The 22,123-nt window shown below is 55.0% G+C and carries 16 protein-coding genes; 8 read left to right on the top strand and 8 right to left on the bottom strand.

What is annotated here, in order from left to right:
* The first annotated feature begins 275 nt into the window (after positions 1-275).
* The 3 genes from VIJ98_RS20995 to VIJ98_RS20985 are packed head-to-tail and all read left to right on the top strand — an operon-like array spanning position 276 to position 3,273.
* Positions 276-821 (top strand): GNAT family N-acetyltransferase, encoded by a 546-nt coding sequence (locus tag VIJ98_RS20995; RefSeq protein WP_323271343.1) that lies wholly within the window; start codon positions 276-278, stop codon positions 819-821.
* A complete protein-coding gene (locus tag VIJ98_RS20990; RefSeq protein WP_323271342.1) occupies positions 818-1,960 on the top strand; it encodes an amidohydrolase in 1,143 nt (380 codons plus the stop codon). The genes VIJ98_RS20995 and VIJ98_RS20990 overlap by 4 nt, the downstream gene beginning before the upstream one ends.
* On the top strand, positions 1,960-3,273 hold the full coding sequence (locus tag VIJ98_RS20985; protein ID WP_323271341.1) for an MmgE/PrpD family protein: 1,314 nt from the start codon (positions 1,960-1,962) through the stop codon (positions 3,271-3,273). The genes VIJ98_RS20990 and VIJ98_RS20985 overlap by 1 nt, the downstream gene beginning before the upstream one ends.
* On the opposite strand, the gene VIJ98_RS20980 is transcribed toward VIJ98_RS20985, so the two are convergent.
* A complete protein-coding gene (locus tag VIJ98_RS20980) occupies positions 3,270-3,494 on the bottom strand; it encodes a hypothetical protein (protein WP_008103158.1) in 225 nt (74 codons plus the stop codon). The genes VIJ98_RS20985 and VIJ98_RS20980 overlap by 4 nt on opposite strands.
* A 114-nt stretch (positions 3,495-3,608) precedes the next feature.
* The gene (locus VIJ98_RS20975; RefSeq protein WP_008103156.1) at positions 3,609-3,734 is read right to left on the bottom strand and encodes a hypothetical protein; all 126 of its coding nucleotides are present in this window, start codon (positions 3,732-3,734) and stop codon (positions 3,609-3,611) included.
* 377 nt (positions 3,735-4,111) lie between these two features.
* On the opposite strand from VIJ98_RS20975, the gene VIJ98_RS20970 reads away from it, so the two are divergent.
* Complete coding sequence (locus VIJ98_RS20970; RefSeq protein WP_323271340.1) at positions 4,112-7,822, top strand: FAD-dependent oxidoreductase; 3,711 nt, start codon at positions 4,112-4,114, stop codon at positions 7,820-7,822.
* A gap of 80 nt (positions 7,823-7,902) precedes the next feature.
* Here VIJ98_RS20970 and VIJ98_RS20965 read toward each other — a convergent pair whose 3' ends face one another.
* From VIJ98_RS20965 to VIJ98_RS20950, 4 genes are all read right to left on the bottom strand, one after another.
* On the bottom strand, positions 7,903-10,191 hold the full coding sequence (locus VIJ98_RS20965) for a molybdopterin-dependent oxidoreductase (RefSeq protein ID WP_323271339.1): 2,289 nt from the start codon (positions 10,189-10,191) through the stop codon (positions 7,903-7,905).
* Positions 10,192-10,315: 124 nt separating this feature from the next.
* On the bottom strand, positions 10,316-11,077 hold the full coding sequence (locus VIJ98_RS20960; protein WP_061719602.1) for an amino acid ABC transporter ATP-binding protein: 762 nt from the start codon (positions 11,075-11,077) through the stop codon (positions 10,316-10,318).
* A complete protein-coding gene (locus tag VIJ98_RS20955) occupies positions 11,070-11,993 on the bottom strand; it encodes an amino acid ABC transporter permease (protein WP_008110207.1) in 924 nt (307 codons plus the stop codon). Before VIJ98_RS20955 ends, VIJ98_RS20960 begins: the two co-directional genes overlap by 8 nt.
* Positions 11,990-12,886: an ABC transporter substrate-binding protein gene (locus tag VIJ98_RS20950; RefSeq protein WP_008110205.1), complete on the bottom strand. Its 897-nt coding sequence runs from the start codon at positions 12,884-12,886 to the stop codon at positions 11,990-11,992. Before VIJ98_RS20950 ends, VIJ98_RS20955 begins: the two co-directional genes overlap by 4 nt.
* 534 nt (positions 12,887-13,420) lie before the next feature.
* Here VIJ98_RS20950 and VIJ98_RS20945 point away from each other — a divergent pair.
* Complete coding sequence (locus VIJ98_RS20945; RefSeq protein ID WP_323271795.1) at positions 13,421-15,592, top strand: TonB-dependent siderophore receptor; 2,172 nt, start codon at positions 13,421-13,423, stop codon at positions 15,590-15,592.
* A 144-nt stretch (positions 15,593-15,736) separates the two neighbouring features.
* On the opposite strand, the gene VIJ98_RS20940 is transcribed toward VIJ98_RS20945, so the two are convergent.
* Positions 15,737-16,651, bottom strand: coding sequence for an alpha/beta hydrolase (locus tag VIJ98_RS20940; RefSeq protein WP_323271338.1), 915 nt, complete (start codon positions 16,649-16,651; stop codon positions 15,737-15,739).
* A gap of 169 nt (positions 16,652-16,820) precedes the next feature.
* Between VIJ98_RS20940 and VIJ98_RS20935 the strand changes: the two genes are divergently transcribed.
* Positions 16,821-17,738 (top strand): DMT family transporter, encoded by a 918-nt coding sequence (locus tag VIJ98_RS20935; protein ID WP_323271337.1) that lies wholly within the window; start codon positions 16,821-16,823, stop codon positions 17,736-17,738.
* Between the two features lie 2 nt (positions 17,739-17,740).
* Here VIJ98_RS20935 and VIJ98_RS20930 read toward each other — a convergent pair whose 3' ends face one another.
* Positions 17,741-18,628 carry a MurR/RpiR family transcriptional regulator gene (locus tag VIJ98_RS20930; RefSeq protein WP_154156767.1) on the bottom strand — a complete coding sequence of 296 codons (888 nt, stop codon included), beginning with the start codon at positions 18,626-18,628 and terminating at the stop codon, positions 17,741-17,743.
* Positions 18,629-18,825: 197 nt separating this feature from the next.
* Here VIJ98_RS20930 and VIJ98_RS20925 point away from each other — a divergent pair, with 197 nt between their 5' ends.
* Both VIJ98_RS20925 and VIJ98_RS20920 read left to right on the top strand, forming a co-directional pair.
* On the top strand, positions 18,826-20,955 hold the full coding sequence (locus VIJ98_RS20925) for a TonB-dependent siderophore receptor (protein WP_154156766.1): 2,130 nt from the start codon (positions 18,826-18,828) through the stop codon (positions 20,953-20,955).
* Complete coding sequence (locus VIJ98_RS20920; RefSeq protein WP_407330429.1) at positions 20,945-22,105, top strand: ABC transporter substrate-binding protein; 1,161 nt, start codon at positions 20,945-20,947, stop codon at positions 22,103-22,105. The genes VIJ98_RS20925 and VIJ98_RS20920 overlap by 11 nt, the downstream gene beginning before the upstream one ends.
* Positions 22,106-22,123: the final 18 nt, after the last annotated feature.

The following is a 22,123-nucleotide window of genomic DNA, read 5'->3' as shown; positions in this document are numbered from 1 at the left end:
GATTAAGAATAAGGCTATAACGGATTAAATTAAGATAATTCAGAGGGTTAATACAGAATAGTTATAGCGCTATGTATTTTCTGCATACTACGGTAAATAACGATTTAAGCAATGCAAAAGGGGCGATTTCATTTTCACAAATTCACATTAGCTTAGTTATTTTTCACATATAGCGGGGAATGGCTTTGCTGGTAATCTGATCTCTTTGTATGGACGCCTGTTAGGTCGCCATTAATGGCGACCCTACAAAAGCGCATATTTTTCCGGGGATGTCTATGTCACTTGAATTTCGTCAGGTAAGAGAAGACGAGGTGGAAACCTATCAGGCGCTGATGCATGCCGCGTATGCGCCTACGCTGGCGCTGGGCATCAAGTTTGATGCCGCCACCGCCGACCTTGCCAAAACGTTGCGTCATCTGCAAAGCCACGGTGTTTATGCCCTGTATGCCGATGAGGTGATGGTCTCATCCGTTACCGTACGTTATCCGTGGGGACCGCTGCCCGGCCCGTTTGGCCTGCCGCACATCGGCTGGTTTGGCGCGCATCCCGATTATCCCGGCAATCAATACGGTCGTCAGGTGCAGGATCGCCTCGAGCAGGAGATTCTGCTGGGCCAATTACGTGCACCTGCAGTGTCGCTCGGCACCGCCACCAGCCATCCGTGGCTGATCGAGATGTACAAAAAGCGCGGTTTCCAGCTGATGCACACTACCGATCTCGGCAAAGGCCACATCACGCAATATATGAAGAAAGTACTGGATGAAGCCGCCCACGATGCGTGGTTAACACGCCAGGCGGCGCAACAAGGAGTAACAGCATGAGCCAATCACTCGACACCTTAGGCGAACAGCTGATCGCTTTCCGTCATGAACTACACCGTTTTCCCGAGCTCTCCAATCAAGAGTTTGAAACCACCGCACGTATTCGTCAGCAATTAGAGAAACACCAGATTCGCGTGCTGGATCTGCCACTCAAAACCGGTTTAGTCGCTGAAATAGGCCGTGAAAACGGTCCGCTGATGGTGCTACGTTCTGATATCGATGCGTTGCCGATTGAAGAGCAGTCAGATGTGAGCTTCCGATCTGAGCGTCCCGGCGTAATGCACGCCTGCGGCCACGACTTCCATAGTTCGGCGGCGCTGGGTGCAGCGATTTTGCTTAAACAGCAAGAAGATACGCTGCCAGGTCGCGTGCGCATTCTGTTCCAGGCTGCGGAAGAGACCGGCCAGGGCGCGCCCGATGTGATTGCTACCGGCGCGCTGGATGATGCGGTGGCTATTTTCGGCATCCACAACGATCCGTCGCTGCCGCCAGGCGTGATTGGCAGTAAAGCCGGTCCGTTAACCGCAGCGGTTGATCGCTTTGATATCAGCATCACCGGCATTGGTAGCCACGCTGCCAAACCGCATCAGGGCAACGATCCGATTGTGATTGCCGCGCAAATCGTCTCGGCTGCGCAAACGCTGATCAGCCGCAATGCGCCATCCGGCGATAACGCGGTGGTCTCAATCACCCAGATTCACAGCGGCAGCACCTGGAACGTGATTCCGGATAGCGCCTGGCTGGAAGGCACGGTGCGCTCCTTCTCGCAGCAAACGCGCGAACGTCTTGAGCAGCGCTTCCGTGAGATCGTGCAAGGTATCGGCGCAGCCTTTGCCGCCGAGGTGAAATTCAACTGGCACGCAGGTCCGCCTTCGGTGGTGAATGACGCGCACTGGGCCGATTTTGCCTTGCAGCAGGCCAGCGCCAGCGGCTTTGAGGCGCGCGTGGTGGAAGCCAGCCCGATCGGCGAAGACTTCGCGTTCTATCAGCAACAGCTGCCAGGCGCGTTCATGATGATTGGCACCGGCGAGCCTTATGCGCTGCACCATCCGGCGTTCCGCATCAATGATGATGTGCTGCTGCCGACGTCGCGCTATCTCGCCAATCTGGCGGTCGCGGCCCTGAAGAGCGTGAGCTGATGAACCTGACTGCCGCGCTGGCTGAGCGCATTGTTAACAGCCAATCGGACACCGTCGCACGCGATGCCGCGCGCCAAGGCGTGCGTGATTTCCTCGCCGTCAGCTGGCCGGTATTGCAAGGCCAAGTGCCGGATAGCGGTTTACCGGCGCTGCGCGGCGTGTATGGTGACGGCAGTGCGCGATCTCACGCGCTGCTGCTCGGCTATGCCAGCCACGCGCTGGATTATGATGATTTTCACGCGGATTTTCGCGGACATCCCAGCGTGGTGATTCTGCCCGCGCTGTTTGCCTGGCAGCAGCTGCAGCCTTCTGAGCTGGATCAGTTCCTTGATGCCTACGCGATTGGCGTTGAAGTCGCCGGACGTTTAGGTCTCGCCGTCAGCCAGCAGCATTACGCCTTAGGTAATCACAATACCGCGACGCTCGGCACGGTTGCCGCCGCCGCCGCGCTGGCGCGGTTGCTGGCTTTAGATGTCTCTGCCACCGCAACGCTGCTCGGCATCGCCACCACGCAGGCCAGTGGTTTACGCGCACAGTTTGGTTCGGCGGTGAAGCCGCTGCACGCCGGGTTTGCAGCTGAACGCGCGGTGACCGCCGCACAACTGACGCTGGCGGGTTTTGATGGCAAGCAGGATGGCGTGATTGAAGCCTTTATCTCTGCCACCAGCAACGGCCAGGCGCAGCCGGAAAAGCTGATTGAGAACTGGGCGCAGCCGTGGCGTATCGTTACGCCTGGACTGGAGTTCAAACCCTTCCCCACCTGCGCCGGTACGCACAGCGCCGCCGAAGCCACGCGCATTTTGCGCAATGAATGGCTGGCGAGTGGTAAATCACTGGAAAGTTTGCTGGAAAGCATTAGCGAGATCAGCGTGGCGTTTCCGCCGGGCGGCGATATTGCCGCATCGGTGCGCGTTCCGACCAACGGCATTGAAGCGCGTTTCAGTCTGGAATACGTGATTGCCGCGATGCTGATTTATGGCGATTTGCGCTTGCAGGATTTTGCCGAAGGCGAGTTGAATCAGGAAGTGATGCCGCTGGCGGCCAAAGTACTTCGTACGCCAGATGAAAATGCGCCGCCGGATGCGATTAACCCGGCGCTGCGTTTTCATCTGGTGACGATTACGCTTCGCGATGGCTCGCAGTTGCAGCATCACCGCACACGTCAGCAATCGCTGGCCGATGCGGTGGATGTGGCAGGTAAGCTGCGTGCGGCACTGCAGCAGGAATCTGCGCAACGCCAGCAACAACTGCTTAGTAGCAGCGAGCTGGCTAACAGCGCGCATCTGGCGCAATTAACCCAGTTGCTGAGTTAGAGCGTTTCGACCGGCTCCAGCGCATCCTGAATGGCATCGGCCAGATTTGCGATCTCATTGGCAACCGCCTGCAAATCCCACGATGCCTTTGATCCGCTGGCAGAGGTTGAGGCGCTAACTGACTCTTTTGCCACCGCTAATGCCGCCGCAACCGCAACGGTGCGCTTATGTTGCTCAACCGTTACGCCTATCGCTGGCTGTGTGAAATAGTCGTTGACCATCGTATCTCTCCCTTAAGTGTTAAAAAAATAAATGAATCCTGGAGAGGTATTATGGGGGAATTACAGCAGAGTGCACTCTAAATAGTGAGCCGCCAGCGGCGGCTCGACCCATTTTCAGATTTTAGGTTGCTGATCTTCAGGGAATTCAGTATCGCGGGGTAAATCATCATCTTCGTCGGGTAATGTTTCATCATCACCTGGCAGTGGAATTACATCATCATCATCTGGACGTTCTGACATAGGACCCTCCGTAAACCCGAAGTGGGTTAATTAAAGTGTAGTGACGAAATTAATTAAGAATCGTCCTTCTTTTCATTATGTGAGTTAAGCGTAAGAAATAGTGAAGTAATTAATTATTCAACTTCTCATGCCGCTTCACTTATATAAGTAAAACCAACGCTTGGCTTATATTCTTTTCATCTCAGTGATTTGCGTTAAGCTAAAGCGTGGTTATAATTTTAATTAGGCTCAATAGCAACTTTTAGGTCGCCATTAATGGCGACCCTACGAGATTCGTGCTATTTCCGTAAGGCGCGCATTCATGCGCGCCCCATAAAAAAAGCAGTTAACTTCTTTTATTTATTTCACTTTCCTGAATTTTATTCCGGGGGAACACCATGCCGCCATTTTCCAGCTTTTGGCAAGCCGGTTATGAGGGAGCGGATCATATCAATCCCTTCGGCGAACGGCTTTCAATGAATGCGCTGACCGACCATTTATCGCAATACCATAACGATTACGCCGCGCTGCAGCAGTTTGGCATTACCTCCGCCCGCGAAAGTATTGGCTGGCGACTGGCGGAAATGGAACCGCAAGCCACGCTCGAAAGTTTAAAAAAACGCATGAATTCAGCGCGCTCATTTGGCATGCAAATTAACTGGACCTTTTGTCATTACGGCTGGCCGGACGACTTAACCTTATTTTCCAGCCAATTTGTACCGCGCTTCGCCGCTTTTTGTCAGCGCATGGCGCTTTTTCTCGCTGAATATTATGAAGAGGCACCGATTTATTCACCGATGAATGAAATCTCGTTTATGGCATGGGGAATTTCTGTCGGCTTGTTTGGCAATAATGCACACAGCGATCCCGATGAGATTAAACGTCAATTAATTCGCGCCACGCTGGCGGGTTGCGCTGCCATTCGCCGCGCCGATCCGCGTGCGCGTTTCCTGCACTGCGACCCGATTATTCATGTGGTGCCGGATGAAGACAGCGATGCGTGTCGACAGCGCACCCGCGATATCAACGCTTCGCAATATCAGGCGTGGGACATGATCGCCGGTTTGCGTGAACCGGAACTCGGCGGCAAGCCGCACTATCTCGATGTGGTTGGCGCCAATTATTACCACGGCAATCAGTGGCTCACCGGGTCCGGCTGTCGACTGGAATGGCATCTGGGCGATGCGCGCCGCGTGCCGCTGCATCCGCTGCTGGCGCAGTTAACCGAGCGTTATCAACGGCCCATTTTGCTGGCGGAAACCAGCCACGTCGGCAGCGGACGCGCCGCCTGGCTTGCACAAGTGACCGCTGATGTCGCGCAAGCCCAGCTCAACGGCTGTGATATTCGCGGCATCTGCCTCTACCCGATTATCGATCGCCCGCTTTGGGAAGATCTCGAAGACTGGCCACGCAGCGGATTGTGGGATGTCGATCCTCACAAAAAGCGTCTGCTGAACCCGGTTTATGCCGCGTCATTACAGCAATCACAACGAGTATTAGCCCGTTTTCAGAGACTTATCATTCCAAACAGCAGGCCAGAGGAAAGCGTCATGAAACAATCCGTATTAGTGGTATTCAGTCATTTACGTTGGGGATTTGTTTTTCAACGTCCACAGCATCTGTTGTCGCGCCTCGCCCAGTTCCACCGCATTGTGTTTATCGAAGAGCCGATTTATCAGCCCGGTGAAGCCGCGTTACGTCACTATCAGCCAGCACCCAATGTGACGGTGATCGAGCCGCATACCGATGTGGCCGCGCCAGGTTTCCATGACAGCCAAATCGCTGTGCTGCAACCGCTACTGGCCGAACTGCTGGATGACGATGAAACGCCGCTAGTGTGGTTTTACACGCCGATGGCGCTGCCGCTGCTGGCCTGCTTTACCCCGAGCGCGATTATCTATGACTGCATGGATGAACTTTCCGCTTTCAACCAGGCACCGCGCCAGCTGCAGCAGCGTGAATCGGCGCTGTTAAGCCGCGCCGATCTGGTGTTCACCGGCGGCACCAGCCTGTATGAAGCGAAGAAACATCGCCATGCGAATGTTTACTGCTGCCCAAGCAGCGTCGATGCAGGACATTTTGAACAGGCGCTGGACCGCACTAACAGCCATCCGCTGCAGGAAAATCTGCCAAAGCCGCGCCTCGGCTATTACGGCGTGATTGATGAACGTCTCGATTTGACGTTGATTGCCGCGCTGGCAGATGCGCATCCCGACTGGCAGATTGTGATGGTCGGCCCAGTGGTGAAAATTGATGCCGCCAGCCTGCCCCAGCGCAGCAATCTGCATTGGTTCGGTCAGCAACCGTATGCCGCCTTGCCGCACTTTCTCGCCGGCTGGGATCTGTGCCTGATGCCGTTCGCACTGAATCAATCGACGCGTTTTATCAGCCCGACCAAAGTGCTGGAGTACATGGCGGCGCAGTTGCCGATCGTGAGTACCGCGATTGCCGATGTGGCGCGCCATTACGCCGAGGTGGTAAACATCGCCGATTCACATCAGAGCTTTATTCAGGCCTGCGATGCCGCGCTCAACATGCCGCTGGAAACCCGCTACCAGCTGGCGAAAAACATGGCGATGCGCGTAGCGGAAACCTCGTGGGATCGCACCGTCGAGGAGATGCAGGCGCATATCGTTGCACTGTCGAAACGCCCGATTTCCCATCCCGACGTGACTGCCGCCCGTCCACCCGCGCTGGCGCATAATACAGTTGAGTGCTTGATTCTGGGTGCCGGGCCAACCGGATTGAGCGCCGGTTATCACTATGGCGCGGGCGCGGTGGTGCTGGAGAAAAATGCCAGCGTGGGCGGCTGGTGCCGTTCGGTCGAGGATCAGGGATTCACCTTCGATCACGCCGGCCACATCATGTTCTCCAACGATCCTTACGTGTTGCGCCTGTACGACATCTTGCTGGGCGACAATCAGCACTGGCAAACGCGTGAAGCCTGGGTTTACAGCCATGATGTTTACACCCGTTATCCGTTCCAGTCGGCGCTGCACGGTTTGCCCGCCGAGGTGATTGGCGAATGCGTGTTGGGCGCGATTGAAGCGCGTTATGCGTCGCCTCCCGCTTTGCAGGCGGTCGCCACCGAAGCGCGTCGTGATTGCTGCGCCGATGGCGCCATCCCGGATGGTGAAAGCCAGGCCTGTCAGCCAGAGAGCGAAGATTTTGAGAGCTTTATTTTCCGTACCTGGGGCAAAGGCATCGCCCGGCATTTCGCCCTGCCGTATAACCAGAAACTGTGGAAAACTCCGCTGGTGAATATGGAAACCTCTTGGCTCGGCGGACGCGTGCCGCTACCGGATTTGGAGCAGATCATCTCCGGCGCGCTGGCGCCGCTGGATAAACCGGTCGGTCCCAACGCGCGCTTTGGCTATCCGCTGCGCGGCGGTTTTCAGGCGCTGATGGAAGGATTTCTGCCCCATCTTAATTGCGCGCTGGAGAGGGAAGCGGACGTCAGCGAGATCCAGCCGCTGCAACGACGCGTGCTGTTGAGTGATGGTCGACAGTTCCATTATGACCAGATGATCAGCACCTTGCCGCTGCCGGAACTGGTGCGATTGATCGGCAGCTTTGCTCCGGAAGCGGTGCAGAAAGCGGCGCAGCAGCTGCGCCATATCTCGGTGCGCTGCGTTAATCTGGGCATTGGACGGGCTAATATCAACGATAAGCACTGGATTTATTACCCCGGCAACACGCTGTTCCACCGCATTTTTTTACAAGGTAATGCCAGCCCGCACTGTAATCCGCAAGGCGGTTTTGGCCTGACTTGTGAAATGACCTATCGCGCCGATCAGCCGCTGCCTTGCGAAGGTGACGCCTTGATTGAACGCTGCATCGCGGATTGTATTCGGGTTGGCATCATCAATGCCGATGATGAAATCGTGACCGCCAGTGAAGTGGATATGCCGTACGCCTATGTGGTGTACGACCATCAACGCACCGCCAACGTCACGCTGATTCGCAGCTGGCTGGCGACACAAGGCATCCATCTTTCCGGGCGCTACAGCGAGTGGGAATATTACAACTCGGACCACGCGTTCCTCGCCGGAAAACGTGCAGCGGAAACGGTAAAAGATTTGACGCAAAACCGGAAAACCACAGCGTAATTAACGGTGCGCAAAATTCCCACTTAAATCGTAGGGTCGCCATTCATGGCGACCTCTTCACATTTCCCCGCCGAAAATTATTATGAACCTGGCGGATTAAACGCCTGTACCGGCGTCACTTCGCCGCGATATTTACGCACCTGCACTACGGTGATTTGCCCGCTGCAGCCTTGTGCCAATGACGAGGTGCCGATATCCAGCGTCAGCACATTAGGATTACCGTGACGGCAAAGTGGACGCAGTGCGGTGGGATCGACCGGATCGTACCAGGCGCCAGTCGGCAACTGCACTACGCCGCGCATGATGGTTTTGGTCAGACGCGCACTGGCGAGTACGTGGCCGCGCGCGTTGTAGAGCTCGATAATATCGCCATCGTTAATACCTGACGCCGTCGCATCAGCGGGATGCAAACTGCACACTTCGCGGCCATCGCGTTTGCCGCTCAGGCTGTAATCACCAAAATCGAGCTGGCTGTGCAAGCGCGTCGCCGGCTGATTGGCGATCAGCCAGAACGGATGATCGGCATTCGGTTGCTGCTGCGGCTCGCGCCATACCGGATGACCGGGACAGTTTTCATAATTAAAGCTGGCGATGGTGGCGGAGAATATTTCGATTTTACCGCTCGGCGTAGGCAGCGGCGACGCTTCTGGATCGGCACGAAACGCGTTGATCATGCGGCCGCCATCTTTCAGCTGCGGTAACTCCAGCACGCCTTGTTGCCAGAACTTCTCGAAGTCGGGGATCTCAACCTGATGCGCCGCCAGCTTCTGTTGCAGCTGAGCGTAATGATGCTGCAGCCAGCCGCGCGTATCGCGTCCTTCGGTAAAGGCTTCTTCCCGGCCTAAACGGCGCGCCAGCTCGGTGAAAATCGCGTAATCATCTTTGGCTTCGCCGAACGGTTGCGCCACCGGCTGCATGGCAAACAAGTGGCGATCGGTGGGTGCGCCGCCGATGTCTTCGCGTTCCAGCGTCATGGTGGCGGGCAACACAATATCGGCATGGCGCGCGCTGGCGGTCCAGGCGATTTCATGCACGATTAGCGTATCCAGCTGGCAGAAAGCCTGACGCAGGCGCGCGAGATCCTGATGATGGTGGAACGGATTGCCGCCCGCCCAATACGCCAGACGGATGTGCGGATAGGTTAAGCGGCGACCATTGTAGTCAAATTGCTTGCCGGGATTGAGCAACATATCCGAGATACGTGCCACTGGAATCAGGCGATCGATGCCATTTTTGCCCTGCGGCAGCGCTGGGAAACTTACCAGATTATGATGCTTACCGTAATGGCCCAGCGCGCCAAGCGCATAAGTGTAGCCACCGCCCGGCAAGCCCGGCTGACCGAGCGCGGCCGCCAGCACCAATCCCAGCCACACCGGCTGTTCGCCGTTTTCGGCGCGCTGCAAGGCATGCGCCACCGTCACCAGCACGCGTTTGCCGTGCAGCTGGCGGGCGAAATCACTGATGAACTCAGCGCTGACGCCACAAATTTCTGCTGCCCACGCCGCATCGCGCGTCGTGCCATCTTCTTCGCCACGAATATAGGCCGCCATTTCTGGCCAGCCCACGGTGTAACGCGCGAGGAAAGCCTCATCGGTCAGCTGTTCGGCGATCAACACCGATAACACGCCGAGAATAAAGGCCGCATCGGTGCCCGGTCGCAATGCCAGCCATTCGCCCTGCGCTTCTTTAGGCAGATCGCTTTTCAGCGGGCTTACCGAGATAAAGCGGGTGCCGCGCTGCGCCGCCTGAAGCATAAAACCGCGTTCGGTGTGTTCGCTCAAGCCGCCGCTGGCAACCTGCGAGTTTTTCAATGCCAAACCGCCAAAAGCCAGCACGATTTCGCTGTGCTGGGCGATCTCTTCCCAACTGACGCCGCGGCGCGCAATTTCAGTCATATCGCCGACGATGTGCGGCAGCAATACCGATGCTGAGCCGGAGCTGTAACTGTTGACCGAACGCACATAGCCGCCGAGAGTGGTGTTGAGGAAGCGATGCACCTGACTTTGCGCGTGGTGGAAGCGGCCCGCGCTTGACCATCCGTAAGAGCCGCCGAAGATGCCTTCCGGGCCATAAGTGTTGCCGACGCGTTGCAGTTCGCGCGTCACCAGCGCGTAAGCGTCATCCCAGCTCACCGCGACGTACTCATCGTTGCCGCGACGATCGTCCGGGCCCGGTCCGTTCTCCAGCCAGCCACGACGCACCATCGGACGGGATACGCGCGCCGGATGGTTTAACGCGCTGCGGAAATTTTGCAGCAGCGGGCTAGGATCGGGATCGCCCTTAAACGGTTCGATGGTGAGCTGTTCGCCCTGTTGCTGGGCATGAAAAGCGCCCCAATGGGCGCTGTGCATTACCGGTTTTTGCGTCATTGTTTTTTCCTTCATGCTTGTCAGCTCAACGCATCCAGGTCGCCATAAATGGCGGCCCTACAACAGACCTGCGCGCATTGCTGAGGCACTACATCTTCCGGGTGTTAAAAAAGAAAAACGGTGCTTAAAGCACCGTTGCAATAAAGTTTCTTACGCGCCCGTTTTCCGGGTCGTCGAGCACTTGCTGGGTTGGCCCCGCCGCCACGATTTTGCCACTTTCCATAAACACAATGTTGTCGGCTACCTCGCGCGCAAAACCAATCTCGTGCGTTACCACCACCATGGTGATGCCGGAGTGCGCCAGCTGTTTAATTACCTGCAGCACTTCGCCAACCAATTCGGGATCGAGTGCCGACGTCGGTTCATCAAACAGCATCACGCCGGGATCCATCGCCAGCGCGCGGGCAATCGCCACACGCTGCTGCTGTCCGCCGGAGAGATTCTGCGGCCACTCTTCTTCGCGGCCTGACAAACCCACCTGCTTCAGCAGCGACAGCGCTTTGCTGGTCGCTTGCTGACGGCTCTGCTTCTTCACGCGCATCGGCGCATCCACAATGTTTTGCAACACGGTGCGGTGCGGGAACAGGTTGAACTGCTGGAACACCATGCCGATTTCGGCACGCTGACGCGCAACTTCACCGCTGCTTAACTCGTGCAGCGCCTGGCCTTTCTGCTTATAGCCGATGATCTCGCCGCCGATGCGAATGGTGCCGCCATCCAGTTTTTCCAGATGGTTGATGCAGCGCAGCAGCGTGGATTTCCCGGAACCTGATGGCCCAAGGATCACCGTGACTGAACCGGCAGGAATATCCAGATTCACTTCATCCAGAATGGTGACGCCAGAGAAGCGTTTGGTGACTTTACGTAATGCGATCGCTTCACCCATTGCTGACGCTCCTTTCTGCTTTCGCCGCTGAGAAACCTGGCAGCGATTTCAGCAAACTGCGTTTTTCCCGGCGCGTGACGCCACGTCCAAAATAGCGTTCCACATAGAACTGACCAACTGACAGCACCGAGGTCATCAGCAGATACCACAAGGTTGCCACCAGCAGCAGCGGAATCACTTCATAGGTGCGCTGGTAAATAATCTGCGCCGAGAACAGCACGTCCTGCAGCGAGATCACTGACACCACCGCCGTGGTTTTCAGCTGACCAATGATTTCGTTGCCGGCTGGCGGCATGATGGCGCGCATCGCCTGCGGCAGCACGGTGTGACGGAAAATCTGTGAAGGACGATAGCCAAGCGCACGCGCGGCTTCCAGTTGGCCGTTACCGACACTCTGGATACCGGCACGCACAATTTCAGCGGCATAAGCGGATTGGTGCATCACCAGCGCGATCACCGCCGCACTGAATGGGCTGACTAACGCGTTAGATTGCGTGCTCCAGAGTTCGCCGAGGCCCGGAATCGACAAGGCGATGGTGGGATAAAGCGCCGCGATGTTGTACCACAGGAACAGTTGCACCAGCATCGGCACACCACGGAAGAACCAGGTATAAAACCAGCTCACGCCCACCAGCACCGGATTGGAGGAGAGGCGCATCAGCGCCAGCACCGTACCAAAAGCAAAACCCAGCACCACAGAGATCGCGGTGAGCTGCAGCGTCATTAATACGCCTTGCAGGATCGATTCGCCGGTAAAGTTCTCCGCAATCACGCTCCATTCGAAGCGTGGATTGTTAATCATCGAGTTCGCCATCGCCACCACGCACAACAGCACCACCAGCGCACTCAGCCAGCGTCCGTAGTAACGTTTGCCGACGATTTTCAAATCGCCGGTGTGGTCGTGAAAATCACTCATTGAAAGATTTCCTGATTGCGTTTGGCTTGTTTAACAGCACCAAAGCCGATGCCCCAGTTGTCGAGGATCTTGTTGTAGCTGCCATCTTTGATCAGCGAGTTCAGCGCGGCCTGTACGGCGGGCTCAAGCGCAGAATCTTTCGGGAAAGCAACGGAAACTGGCGCATCGTGTACAGTGATTTCGCCGCTCATGGTCAGCGGTTTGATCACTTTCACCTGCCACAGCAAGCCTTCATACGGGCCGAGGAACATTGGCACGCGACCGCTTACCACCGCCTGCACGCCAGCTGGACGATCCGGGAATACCGAAACTTTGATTGGTTTTTTACCCGCCGCTTCACAGGCTTTGCTGGCGTCTTCAAGGCGCGTGACCTGCGTGGTACCGGAACCGGCACCCACTTCTTTACCGCATACATCCGCCAGTTCTTTGAATGGCGCGATGTTGGCATCTTTACGCGAGATAATGCCGAGGCGGCTGGCATCGTAGTAACCGACGAAGTCGATGATCTTGGCACGCGCTGGCGTGGCGTTGATGTTAGAAAGCGCAACATCGTAGCGTCCGGTTTTCAGGCCTGGAATGATGTTGTCGAAACCGCCGGTGTCGCGCCACTGAACCTGGATTCCCAGACGCTCGCCCACGGCATTCATAATATCGATTTCACGGCCAGCCAGGGTTTTGTTGTCTTCTTTATAGAAGGTGGTTGGCGGCGTGTTGGGGTTGGTTCCGGCAACAATGTAGCCACGTTTCACCACATCCGCAGGCAGCAAACTTTTCAGCGCGGGATCGGCCTGCACGTGGATTGAGCTGTCAGTTGGGACGGATTCATCGGCGGCGAACGCGGTGTGTGCACTCAGCGCGAGCGCAAGAATAGTCATGCCTTTGGCGAATTTCACTGGAACCTTTCTCCTGATTTATAAAAAGTTTCCCCACAGGGAAAAGGCGTTGAGGTAGCGATGGTTTTGTCTCCTGACTAACCTCGCGCGAACGGCGTGCGGTGGAAGGAATTGTCATCCTCATTACGTCCCGGAGACATTGTGTTTGAAGATATACGGCGATCACAAATGCGAAAAAAACATATCTATTGCCGAAATATGGCAATAGCCGCAAGCACGGTTGCAAGGCGGGATTTCCGCCCCAGATTTGGCACGTAAGACTCAGCAGAATTCAGAATTTGCTAGTGAATCAATAGCCTGCTTATCCAATATTCATCGATACATTTCTTCTTACTCATAACGGATTCATCTAAGCACCTGAGGAGTTACCTTCCCCCCACAACTCGTACCCGCAACGGAAAATCCTTTGTAAAGGTTTGTATTGTCAGACTTGTTGCCGTCTCGCTGAATAGACAATGAGAAACGTTATCATTATCATGCGCATTTACTTACAATTGTTAACGTAACAGGGAGAAAACTTAAGTGAATGTAACTATGCGTGGCAAAAAGCGTCCGATTGCGCTTTTTTTAGCGGGAATGCTAACGTCACCTGCTTTTGCAGCTGAAACTTCAGAAAAGCTGGCTGACGATGAATCAATGATCGTCACCGCCGAGCAGGAGCTCAAACAGCAACCGGGCGTGTCCACCATTACGGCTGAAGACATCAAGAAAAATCCCCCTGTTAACGATCTCTCCGACATCATCCGCAAAATGCCCGGCGTGAACCTCACCGGTAACGGCGCCAGCGGCAGCCGCGGCAATAACCGTCAAATTGATATCCGTGGCATGGGCCCGGAAAACACCTTGATAATGATCGATGGCGTGCCGGTTTCTTCGCGTAACTCAGTGCGTTACAGCTGGCGCGGCGAGCGTGATTCACGCGGCGATACCAACTGGGTGCCAGCGGAAATGGTGGAGCGCATTGAAGTGATTCGTGGCCCGGCCGCCGCACGTTACGGTTCTGGCGCGGCGGGCGGCGTGGTGAACATCATCACCAAGCGTCCAACCAATGACTGGCACGGCTCGCTGTCGCTCTACACCAGCCAGCCAGAAAACGACAAAGAAGGTGATACCCGACGCGCTAACTTCAATCTCAGCGGCCCGCTGGCCGGTGATGCCTTGACCATGCGTCTGTACGGCAACATCAACCGAACCGATGCCGATGCGTTCGATATCAACACCGCCGAAAACGGTTCATACGCTGCGGGCCGTGAAGGCGTGCGCAATAAAGACATCAATACCGTGCTGTCGTGGAAAATCACGCCGCTACAAATTGTCGACTTCTCCTACGGTTACAGCCGTCAGGGCAACATTTACGCCGGTGATACGCAAAACAGCAACAGCAACGCCAGCACCGACGGTTTAGTGGAATCGCTGTACGGCGATGAAACTAACCGCATGTATCGTCAGAGCTACGGCATCGCGCACAACGGTATCTGGGATTGGGGAACCTCGAAGCTCAACTTTAACTACGAGAAAACCAATAATACGCGCCTGCAGGAAGGCACTGCTGGTCGTACCGAAGGGATGATCAACAGCGATACGTATGCCACCAGTCGTTTGGAAAGCTATCGCGCGGGCGGAGAGATCAACTTCCCGCTGCAGCTGCTGGTTGATCAAACCGTGACGCTGGGCGCGGAATGGAACCGCGACGAGTTGAACGATCCGGCATCAATGCTGGCGTCCAACGCCAGCGGCGTCAATCTGCCAGGCAGCTCTGGCGATCCGTCGCAGCGCAGCAGCAAAAACAGTGCCACCATCAGTTCTCTGTTCTTCGAAGACAACATTGCTGCCACTGATACCACCGAAGTAATTCCGGGCCTGCGTTTTGATTATCACGATCAGTTTGGCGCGAACTGGAGCCCAAGCCTGAACGTTTCACAAGGATTAGGCGACTACTTCACCTTGAAAGCCGGTATTGCGCGGGTGTTTAAAGCGCCTAACCTGTATCAGTCAACGCCGGGTTATCTGCTCTCGACGCGTGGCAACGGCTGCCCGATTGGCCTCAGCCAATGTTATCTGCTGGGTAATGACGATCTCGATGCAGAAACCAGCGTCAACAAAGAGATTGGTCTGGAATTCAGCAACGAAGGCTATGTCGCGGGCATCACCTGGTTCCGCAATGACTACAAGAACAAGATTGTGTCGGGCACCGAGCCGGTTTATTCCAACACCCGCCCGGTTTATAACGTGCTGCGCTGGGAAAACGGCGGCAAAGCGATTGTCGAAGGACTGGAAGGTAATCTGACCATTCCTTTAATTGCCGATACGCTGGAATGGCGCTCCAACGCTACCTACATGTTCCGCTCCGAGAGTAAGGAAACTGGCAATCCGCTGTCCGTGATCCCGGAATTTACCATCAACTCGCAGCTAGAGTGGCAGGCGACGCAGGATCTCAGCGCCAACATCAACTGGACGCAGTATGGCCGCCAGAAACCGCGTCAGAATGCCGAGACCAATATCGATACCTCGAACATGACAACGCAGGAAATCAGCCCGTATTCGGTGTTTGGTCTGAACGTCAATTACGATATCACCAAAAACTTGCGTGCTAATGCCGGTATCAACAACCTGTTTGATAAACGCATCTACCGCGAGAATTCGGGTGCGTCGACCTATAACGAACCGGGCCGCGCGTATTACGCTGGCGTGACGATGTCGTTTTGATTGAGCTGGGTTTTGGTCGCCATAAATGGCGACCCTACACAGGACTGGCGCGTTTTTCGTAGGGTGCGCATTCATGCGCACCTGCATAAATATGCAAACTAATGCCTAACTGAGCGGCATTACGCCATAAATGGCGACCGTACGTTAATTAAAAAACTCACGCAGCGCATCAGCCAGCGCCTGCGGTTGCTCATCGGGGATGAAGTGACCGCAGTGCGCTATTTTAATTCCCGTCACATCCGCCGCGAACTCGCGCAACGGCAACGCCATATCCGGAATTGAACCCTGATCGGCGCTGATCGCCAGTAACGGCAAGGCTAATTTACCGCGTTCACGAAGCAACCTTCGGTTTTGCGCCGCCGAAACAGTCACTTCACGATAAGTGGCCATTCCGGCGCGTATTGCGCCCTTCTGCTGTAATAAACGGGTATATTCCGCCATGTCTTCATCGCCAAACACCATCGGGCTGGCCGCTTTGCGTTTCAGGAACCACTCGAGGTAGATTGCTTCGCGCCCTTCTATTAATGCTTCCGGCAAATCCGGTAATAAATGAAACGCGAAATGCCAGGTTTTCCACGCTTTATCCGGCGTGGCGGGCAGCGATTCTGGCAAAGTGACACCAGGAATGCCGGCATCAAGCAGCGCCAGTTTTTTTACCTGACAGCTAAACAACGTGGCATACGGCCAGGCAACCCACGCGCCGACATCATGCGCAGCGAGGTAATAGCTCGTGTGACCTAACTGCTGCATCAAGCCCTGCACTTTCTGCGCCAGCGATGTGGTGTCGTAGCCGCTGAGCGGTTTATCTGAATTGCCCTGGCCAGGTAAATCTGGCGCGATAATGAAATAGCGATCGCTCAGCAGCGACATCACCTGCCGCCAGGCAAACCAACTTTGTGGAAATCCCGCCAGTAAAAGTAATGTTTCCCCGTTTGCTTTGCCGCCGCTGACGTAGTGCAATCGCACGCCGTCAACGGTGGCGTAATGATGGGAAAACCCGTCTAACTCGTTGAATGGCTGCGTCCAGCCGGGCGCGTGCTTGATAACAGATGCTGACATTTTCGCTCTCCGCATATTTAGGAAATGATCAATTCCTAAATACTACATGATGATTGCGGCAGCAGGGAATATTTCTGCAAAGCGAGAAGCGGTCGCCATTAATGGCGACCCTACGGAGTGGGTTGTTTGCTATTCTGTGCGCGACTCTTTCTTAACAATTGTGAAACCTATGCGAACATCGGATTTGTTGCGGCTGCTTTTTTTAGCGGCGATTTGGGGTGCCAGTTTTCTGTTTATGCGCATTGCGGTACCGGCGCTGGGCGCGGTGAATACCGCTTTTTTACGCGTATTCTGCGGCATGTTGGGTTTACTGATTATCATGGCGGTGATGCGCATTCCGCGCCGCTTCGACGGTAAATTGGGCTGGGCGATGTTGCTGGGCGTCATAAACTCGGCGATTCCATTCCTGATGTACTGCCTCGCGGCACGCGTGTTGCCGGCGGGTTATTCGGCGATTCTCAACGCCACCACACCATTAATGGGCGTGATTATTGGTGCAGCCTTCTTCGACGAAAAGCTAACAATTAATAAAGTTCTCGGCATGATCGCCGGATTTAGTGGAATTATTGTCATTAGCACTACCGGAGAAGCGCATCTTAGCAGCACTTTAATTGGCGGGATCTTAGCCTGTTTGATCGCCACCGCCTGTTATGGTTTTGCCGGTTTCCTGACCAAGCGCTGGATCGGTGCATGCGGCGGTCTCGATGCCACCAAAGTCGCCTTTGGTAGCCAACTCGGCGCGTCGGTATTTCTGCTGCCGATCTTTGCCTTTAGCGCGCCGCAAACGCCAGCGGCGAGTTGGCAAATTCCAGAAGTCTGGGCTAGCATTCTGGCGATTGGGTTTATCTGCACCGCGCTGGCTTACATCATCTACTTCCGCCTGCTCGCCGATATTGGTCCGCTGCGCACGCTGACCGTTACCTTTATGATCCCGCCGTTTGGCATTTTATGGGGCTGGTTAGTGCTGGGCGAAGAGATCAATCAGGGTTTTATCGGCGGTTCGCTGCTGATTGTCTGCGCAGTATGGCTGGTAACCAGCAACGGTTTCAGCAAACGCGCTGCCATAAACAGCAGCGTCAGCAAATAGCGTTACTTTTTGCCGGATGGCTTCAGCGATCGATTGAGGTCCTGAATGCGCTTCATGGTTTTCACCGTACGCGATGAGGTCGCGGAAGCCACCGACAAAATCAGCATCTCCAGACACACCAGCACCGTTCCGTGCAGCGGCATACGACCATTCTCGCCGCCGCGCGGCACGTTGATAATCACATCCGCCTGTTTAGCGAAAGCCGAATCCAGTGCATTAGTCAGCAAAATCACCGGCATGCCGAGACGTTTCGCCTCTTTCAGTGCGGTGATGCCTTCACGATGCGCCGACTTCTGCGCCATCATAATCAGCACATCGCCACGCTGCAGCCCAATCAACTGTTCCGCCAGCGCAATGCCGGAGCGATTGAGCGTCACCGCCGGAATCCCAATGCGCGTAAACAAACGCGCGCTGTAATCCGCCAAAATCCCCGAAGCATTGATGCCAAACAGCGCCACCTGACGCGCATCGATAAGATGTGTTACCGCTTTTGCGACCGCTTCCCGATTGTGCGGTTCGGATAACGCGTCGCAGGCGCGTTTATGGCCGCTCAACACAAAATCGATGCCCGAATTGATATCGCACGACAGTTCGCTAACGGTGGCGCTCATCTTCTCTTCGGAATTCATTGCCGGGCCAAACCAGGCGGTCAGCGTGGTTTTCAAATCGCGCAAACCGGCAAAACCTAATGCCTGCACCGCGCGAACTACGGTGGCATCCGAGGTGTTGGTGGCGTCGGCAATTTCCATCGCCGTGGCATCCAAAACCACTTCGCGATGGTCATGGATGTAGCGCGCCACCGCTTGCAGGCTGGATGATAATGTCGGCGCACGCGACCGATAGCGTTCACCCAGAACATCCACACGACTTTTAATGCTATTACGACTCATCTGCTGGTTGCTCTCTAAAGAGTGAGATTATTACTGAAGGTTTGTAGTGAATTACGTAATTACTACCAAGCATAAAATATGTAAGTAAATGAATTTATATTAATAATAGTGTAACAGCTTCGAGATTATTTCCATTTACTACTACATTACATCATGGTTGAATGATTCTCAATTGCATTGCACCAGGTTAATGATGAATGAATAACAACAAGCCCTTCACTTTTAAATCTCAACGCCATCCAGCCATCCTTGCTGCGATTTACGGCGTTAGCCTCTGGAGTTCCGCCAGCAGTTTTGCCGCTGATGATAGCCACACGCTCACCGTTTCAGCGCAGGAAGATAACGCACAAGGTGACAACGTCACTAATAGTTCAGTTGGCAGTAAAACGTCTACGCCGCGTATTAACCAGGCGCAGTCAGTCAGCGTGGTGACGCAGCAGCAATTAGAGGACTTTCAGGCGTCGAGTCTTACCGATGCGATGCGCTTTGTCAGCGGCGTAACGGAAGGCAACACGCTGGGCGGCACCGAAGATGGCTTTGTACGTCGCGGCTTTGGCAGCAATTCGGATGGTTCGATCTATCGCGATGGCGTGCGCAGCAGCCAGGGTTTGAACTTTGATGCCACCACCGAGCGCGTTGAAGTGCTGAAAGGCTCGGCATCTTTGCTGTACGGCATCCAGAATCCGGGTGGCGTAATCAATGTGATAAGCAAGAAGCCGCAGTATGAATGGCACACCAAAGTCAGCGGCAGAACCTCAAGTGAAGGCGGCGGCGCGGGCACCGTGGATGTCACCGGACCGCTCGGCAACGGCTTCGCCTTCCGCCTGATCGCGGAAAAACAGAATCAGGATTACTGGCGCAATTTTGGCAGTGAAAAGCACACGCTGATCGCGCCCTCGCTGCAGTGGTTTGGTGAGCAAGCCAGCTTCCTGATTAGCTATTCAGATTATCAATACGACATTCCTTACGATCGCGGCACCGCATTTATCAACGGCAAACCGATTGATATTGGCTACAAAGATCGCCTGGATGACAAAGCCAACCATGCGTGGGGCCACAACAAAACCCTCAACGCCCATTATGACTGGCAGTTTAATGATGACTGGAGCACGCGCGTAACGCTCGGCTGGAACCAGCGCCAATACGATAACAATGAAGTGCGCGTTACGGCGGTCAATCCCACCACCGGCGTGGTGACGCGTCGCGCCGATGCCAATCGCGGCTTCAACCATAAAACCAAATACGTTTCCTGGGACTTGATTGGCTCACAACAAGTATTGGGCATGACGCACGATCTGGTGCTGGGCACCGATTACGAGATGATCCAAACCTATCGCGCGCATCAGTATCAGGGCAAAGCCAACACCGGTTTTAACTTCAACAATCCGCAGTACGATATTCTGTCGCCGATCACCAACAGCAGCACCGAAAACACCGCCAACGCTAATAACCTCAACCGCACGCACAGCCGTTCAATCTATGCCAAAGACAGCATCAGTTTAACGGAAAATTGGATTGCGGTACTCGGCGGGCGCTATCAGCATTACGAGCAGCGCGCCTCGAAAGGCTTCGATCCGGTGGTGCAAACGCTGGACAGCGAAGGCAACAAATTCCTGCCGCAGGCTGGTTTGATCTACAAATTGACGCCGGACGTTTCGCTCTACACCAGCGTGAGTAAATCCTTCACACCATCGACTGATGTTGATGATGACAACAACGTCGGAAAACCGGAACAGGGCACCACATGGGAAGTGGGCAGCAAATGGCAGATTTCACCGAAGCTGTTTGCCAGCGTGGCGCTGTATCGCATTGACGAGCGCGATATGTCGCTGAGCATTAACGGCACCACGCGCGCCATCAATAAAGCCCGATCCAGCGGCGCGGAATTTGAGTTAAATGGCGAAGTGCTGCCGGGATGGGATCTCAGCGCCAACTACAGCTATGACAAAGCTGAGATTGTTGATGATGGTGTTAACGCGGCTAACAACGGTAACCGTTTGCAAAACGCGCCCCGCCATTCTGGCGCGCTCTATCTGAGTCATAATCTGGCGATCTCCGGCGTTCCGGGCGATTTCCGCGTTGGCGGCGGCGCGCGCTATGTGGGAACGCGTGCTGGCGATCCGGAAAACAGTTTTAACATGCCCGATTATGTGGTGGCGGACAGCTTTATCGCCTGGAACAACCGTTTGTTTGGCGAGAAAACCCAGCTGAAACTCAATCTGAACAACCTGTTTAATAAGCACTATTACACCTCCAGCGGCGGCAATCTGCGCGTGCGTGAAGGAGAAACCCGCAACCTGATGCTCGAGGCCAGCGTTGAATTCTGATTCGATATTGACCATCGGCGCACGACGTGCGCCTTCCCTGCTTGCCACGATTTTGGCCGGTTTCCTGATGCTGGTCAGCAGCTGCGCATGGGCGAAAACCATCACCGATATTGACGGCAATCGCGTTGAGATCCCCGATCATCCGCAGCGTATCGTGTTGGGCGAAAGCCGCATGCTGTATACGCTGGCGTTACTCGAGCCGGGCGATCCGTTTCAGCATATTGTGGCGTGGCCGCAGGATCTGAAGAAGTACGACAGTCAAACCTGGAATAGTTTTGCGCGTCAGTTTCCTCAGATGCTGAAAATCCCTTCGTTGGGTTCCGGCGGGCCGAACGCCATTAATCCCGAGCAGATTCTGGCACTGAAGCCGGACGTGGTGATTTTGCCGAGCCTGGCGCGCTACGATGATGCCGACCTGCGTTTAGTCACCATGCTGAAGGCGGCACATATCCCGGTGGTGAAGATCGATTTGCGTGTGCATCTGCTGAAAAACACCCGCCGCAGCGTGGAGATTTTTGGTGAAGTGCTGAATCAGCAAGCGCGCGCACAGGCGTTTAATCATTTCTACGATCAGCATATGCAGGTGATTCGTGAACGTTTAGCCACGTATCGGGGCGCAAAGCCTTCTGTGCTGCTGCAACTGCATCTCGGACGCCGTAACGAGTGCTGCGTGACGGCGATCAATGGCAGCCTCGGCGAATTACTCAACGCGGCGGGCGGCGACAATATCGCTAATAAAACGCAGCACGGCGTGTTTGGTCGCTTGAGTGAAGAGAGCGTGATCGCCGCGCAGCCGCAGTACTACTTTGCTACCGGTTTTGGCGATAATGCCTCGCAGGGCTTGCTGAAATTAGGGCCAGAAGTGGCGCCAGAAACCGTGCTCAGCAGTTTTAAACAGCTGACGGCGCAGCAAAAGGGTTTACGTGAATTATCTGCACTGAAAAATGGTCACTCGGCGGTGATCTGGATGAACTTCTACCTCAGCCCGTGGCACATCGCGGCGACGGAATTTATGGCTAAGACACTCTATCCGCAGCTATTTGCGGACGTAGAACCCGAGAAAACATTACAGCAGATTTTTCATGATTTCTTACCAATTCCCTACAGCGGCACTTATTTTATCAACATACCGCCAGCGAGCGATAAATAATCACTTCCGCTCCGCTTG

Origin of the sequence: Pantoea sp. S18 (assembly GCF_045689705.1) — a bacterium.
GTDB lineage: Bacteria > Pseudomonadota > Gammaproteobacteria > Enterobacterales > Enterobacteriaceae > Pantoea > Pantoea symbiotica.
Note: the sequence above shows the minus strand (reverse complement) of the source record. Positions and strands in the feature narration are given on the sequence as shown.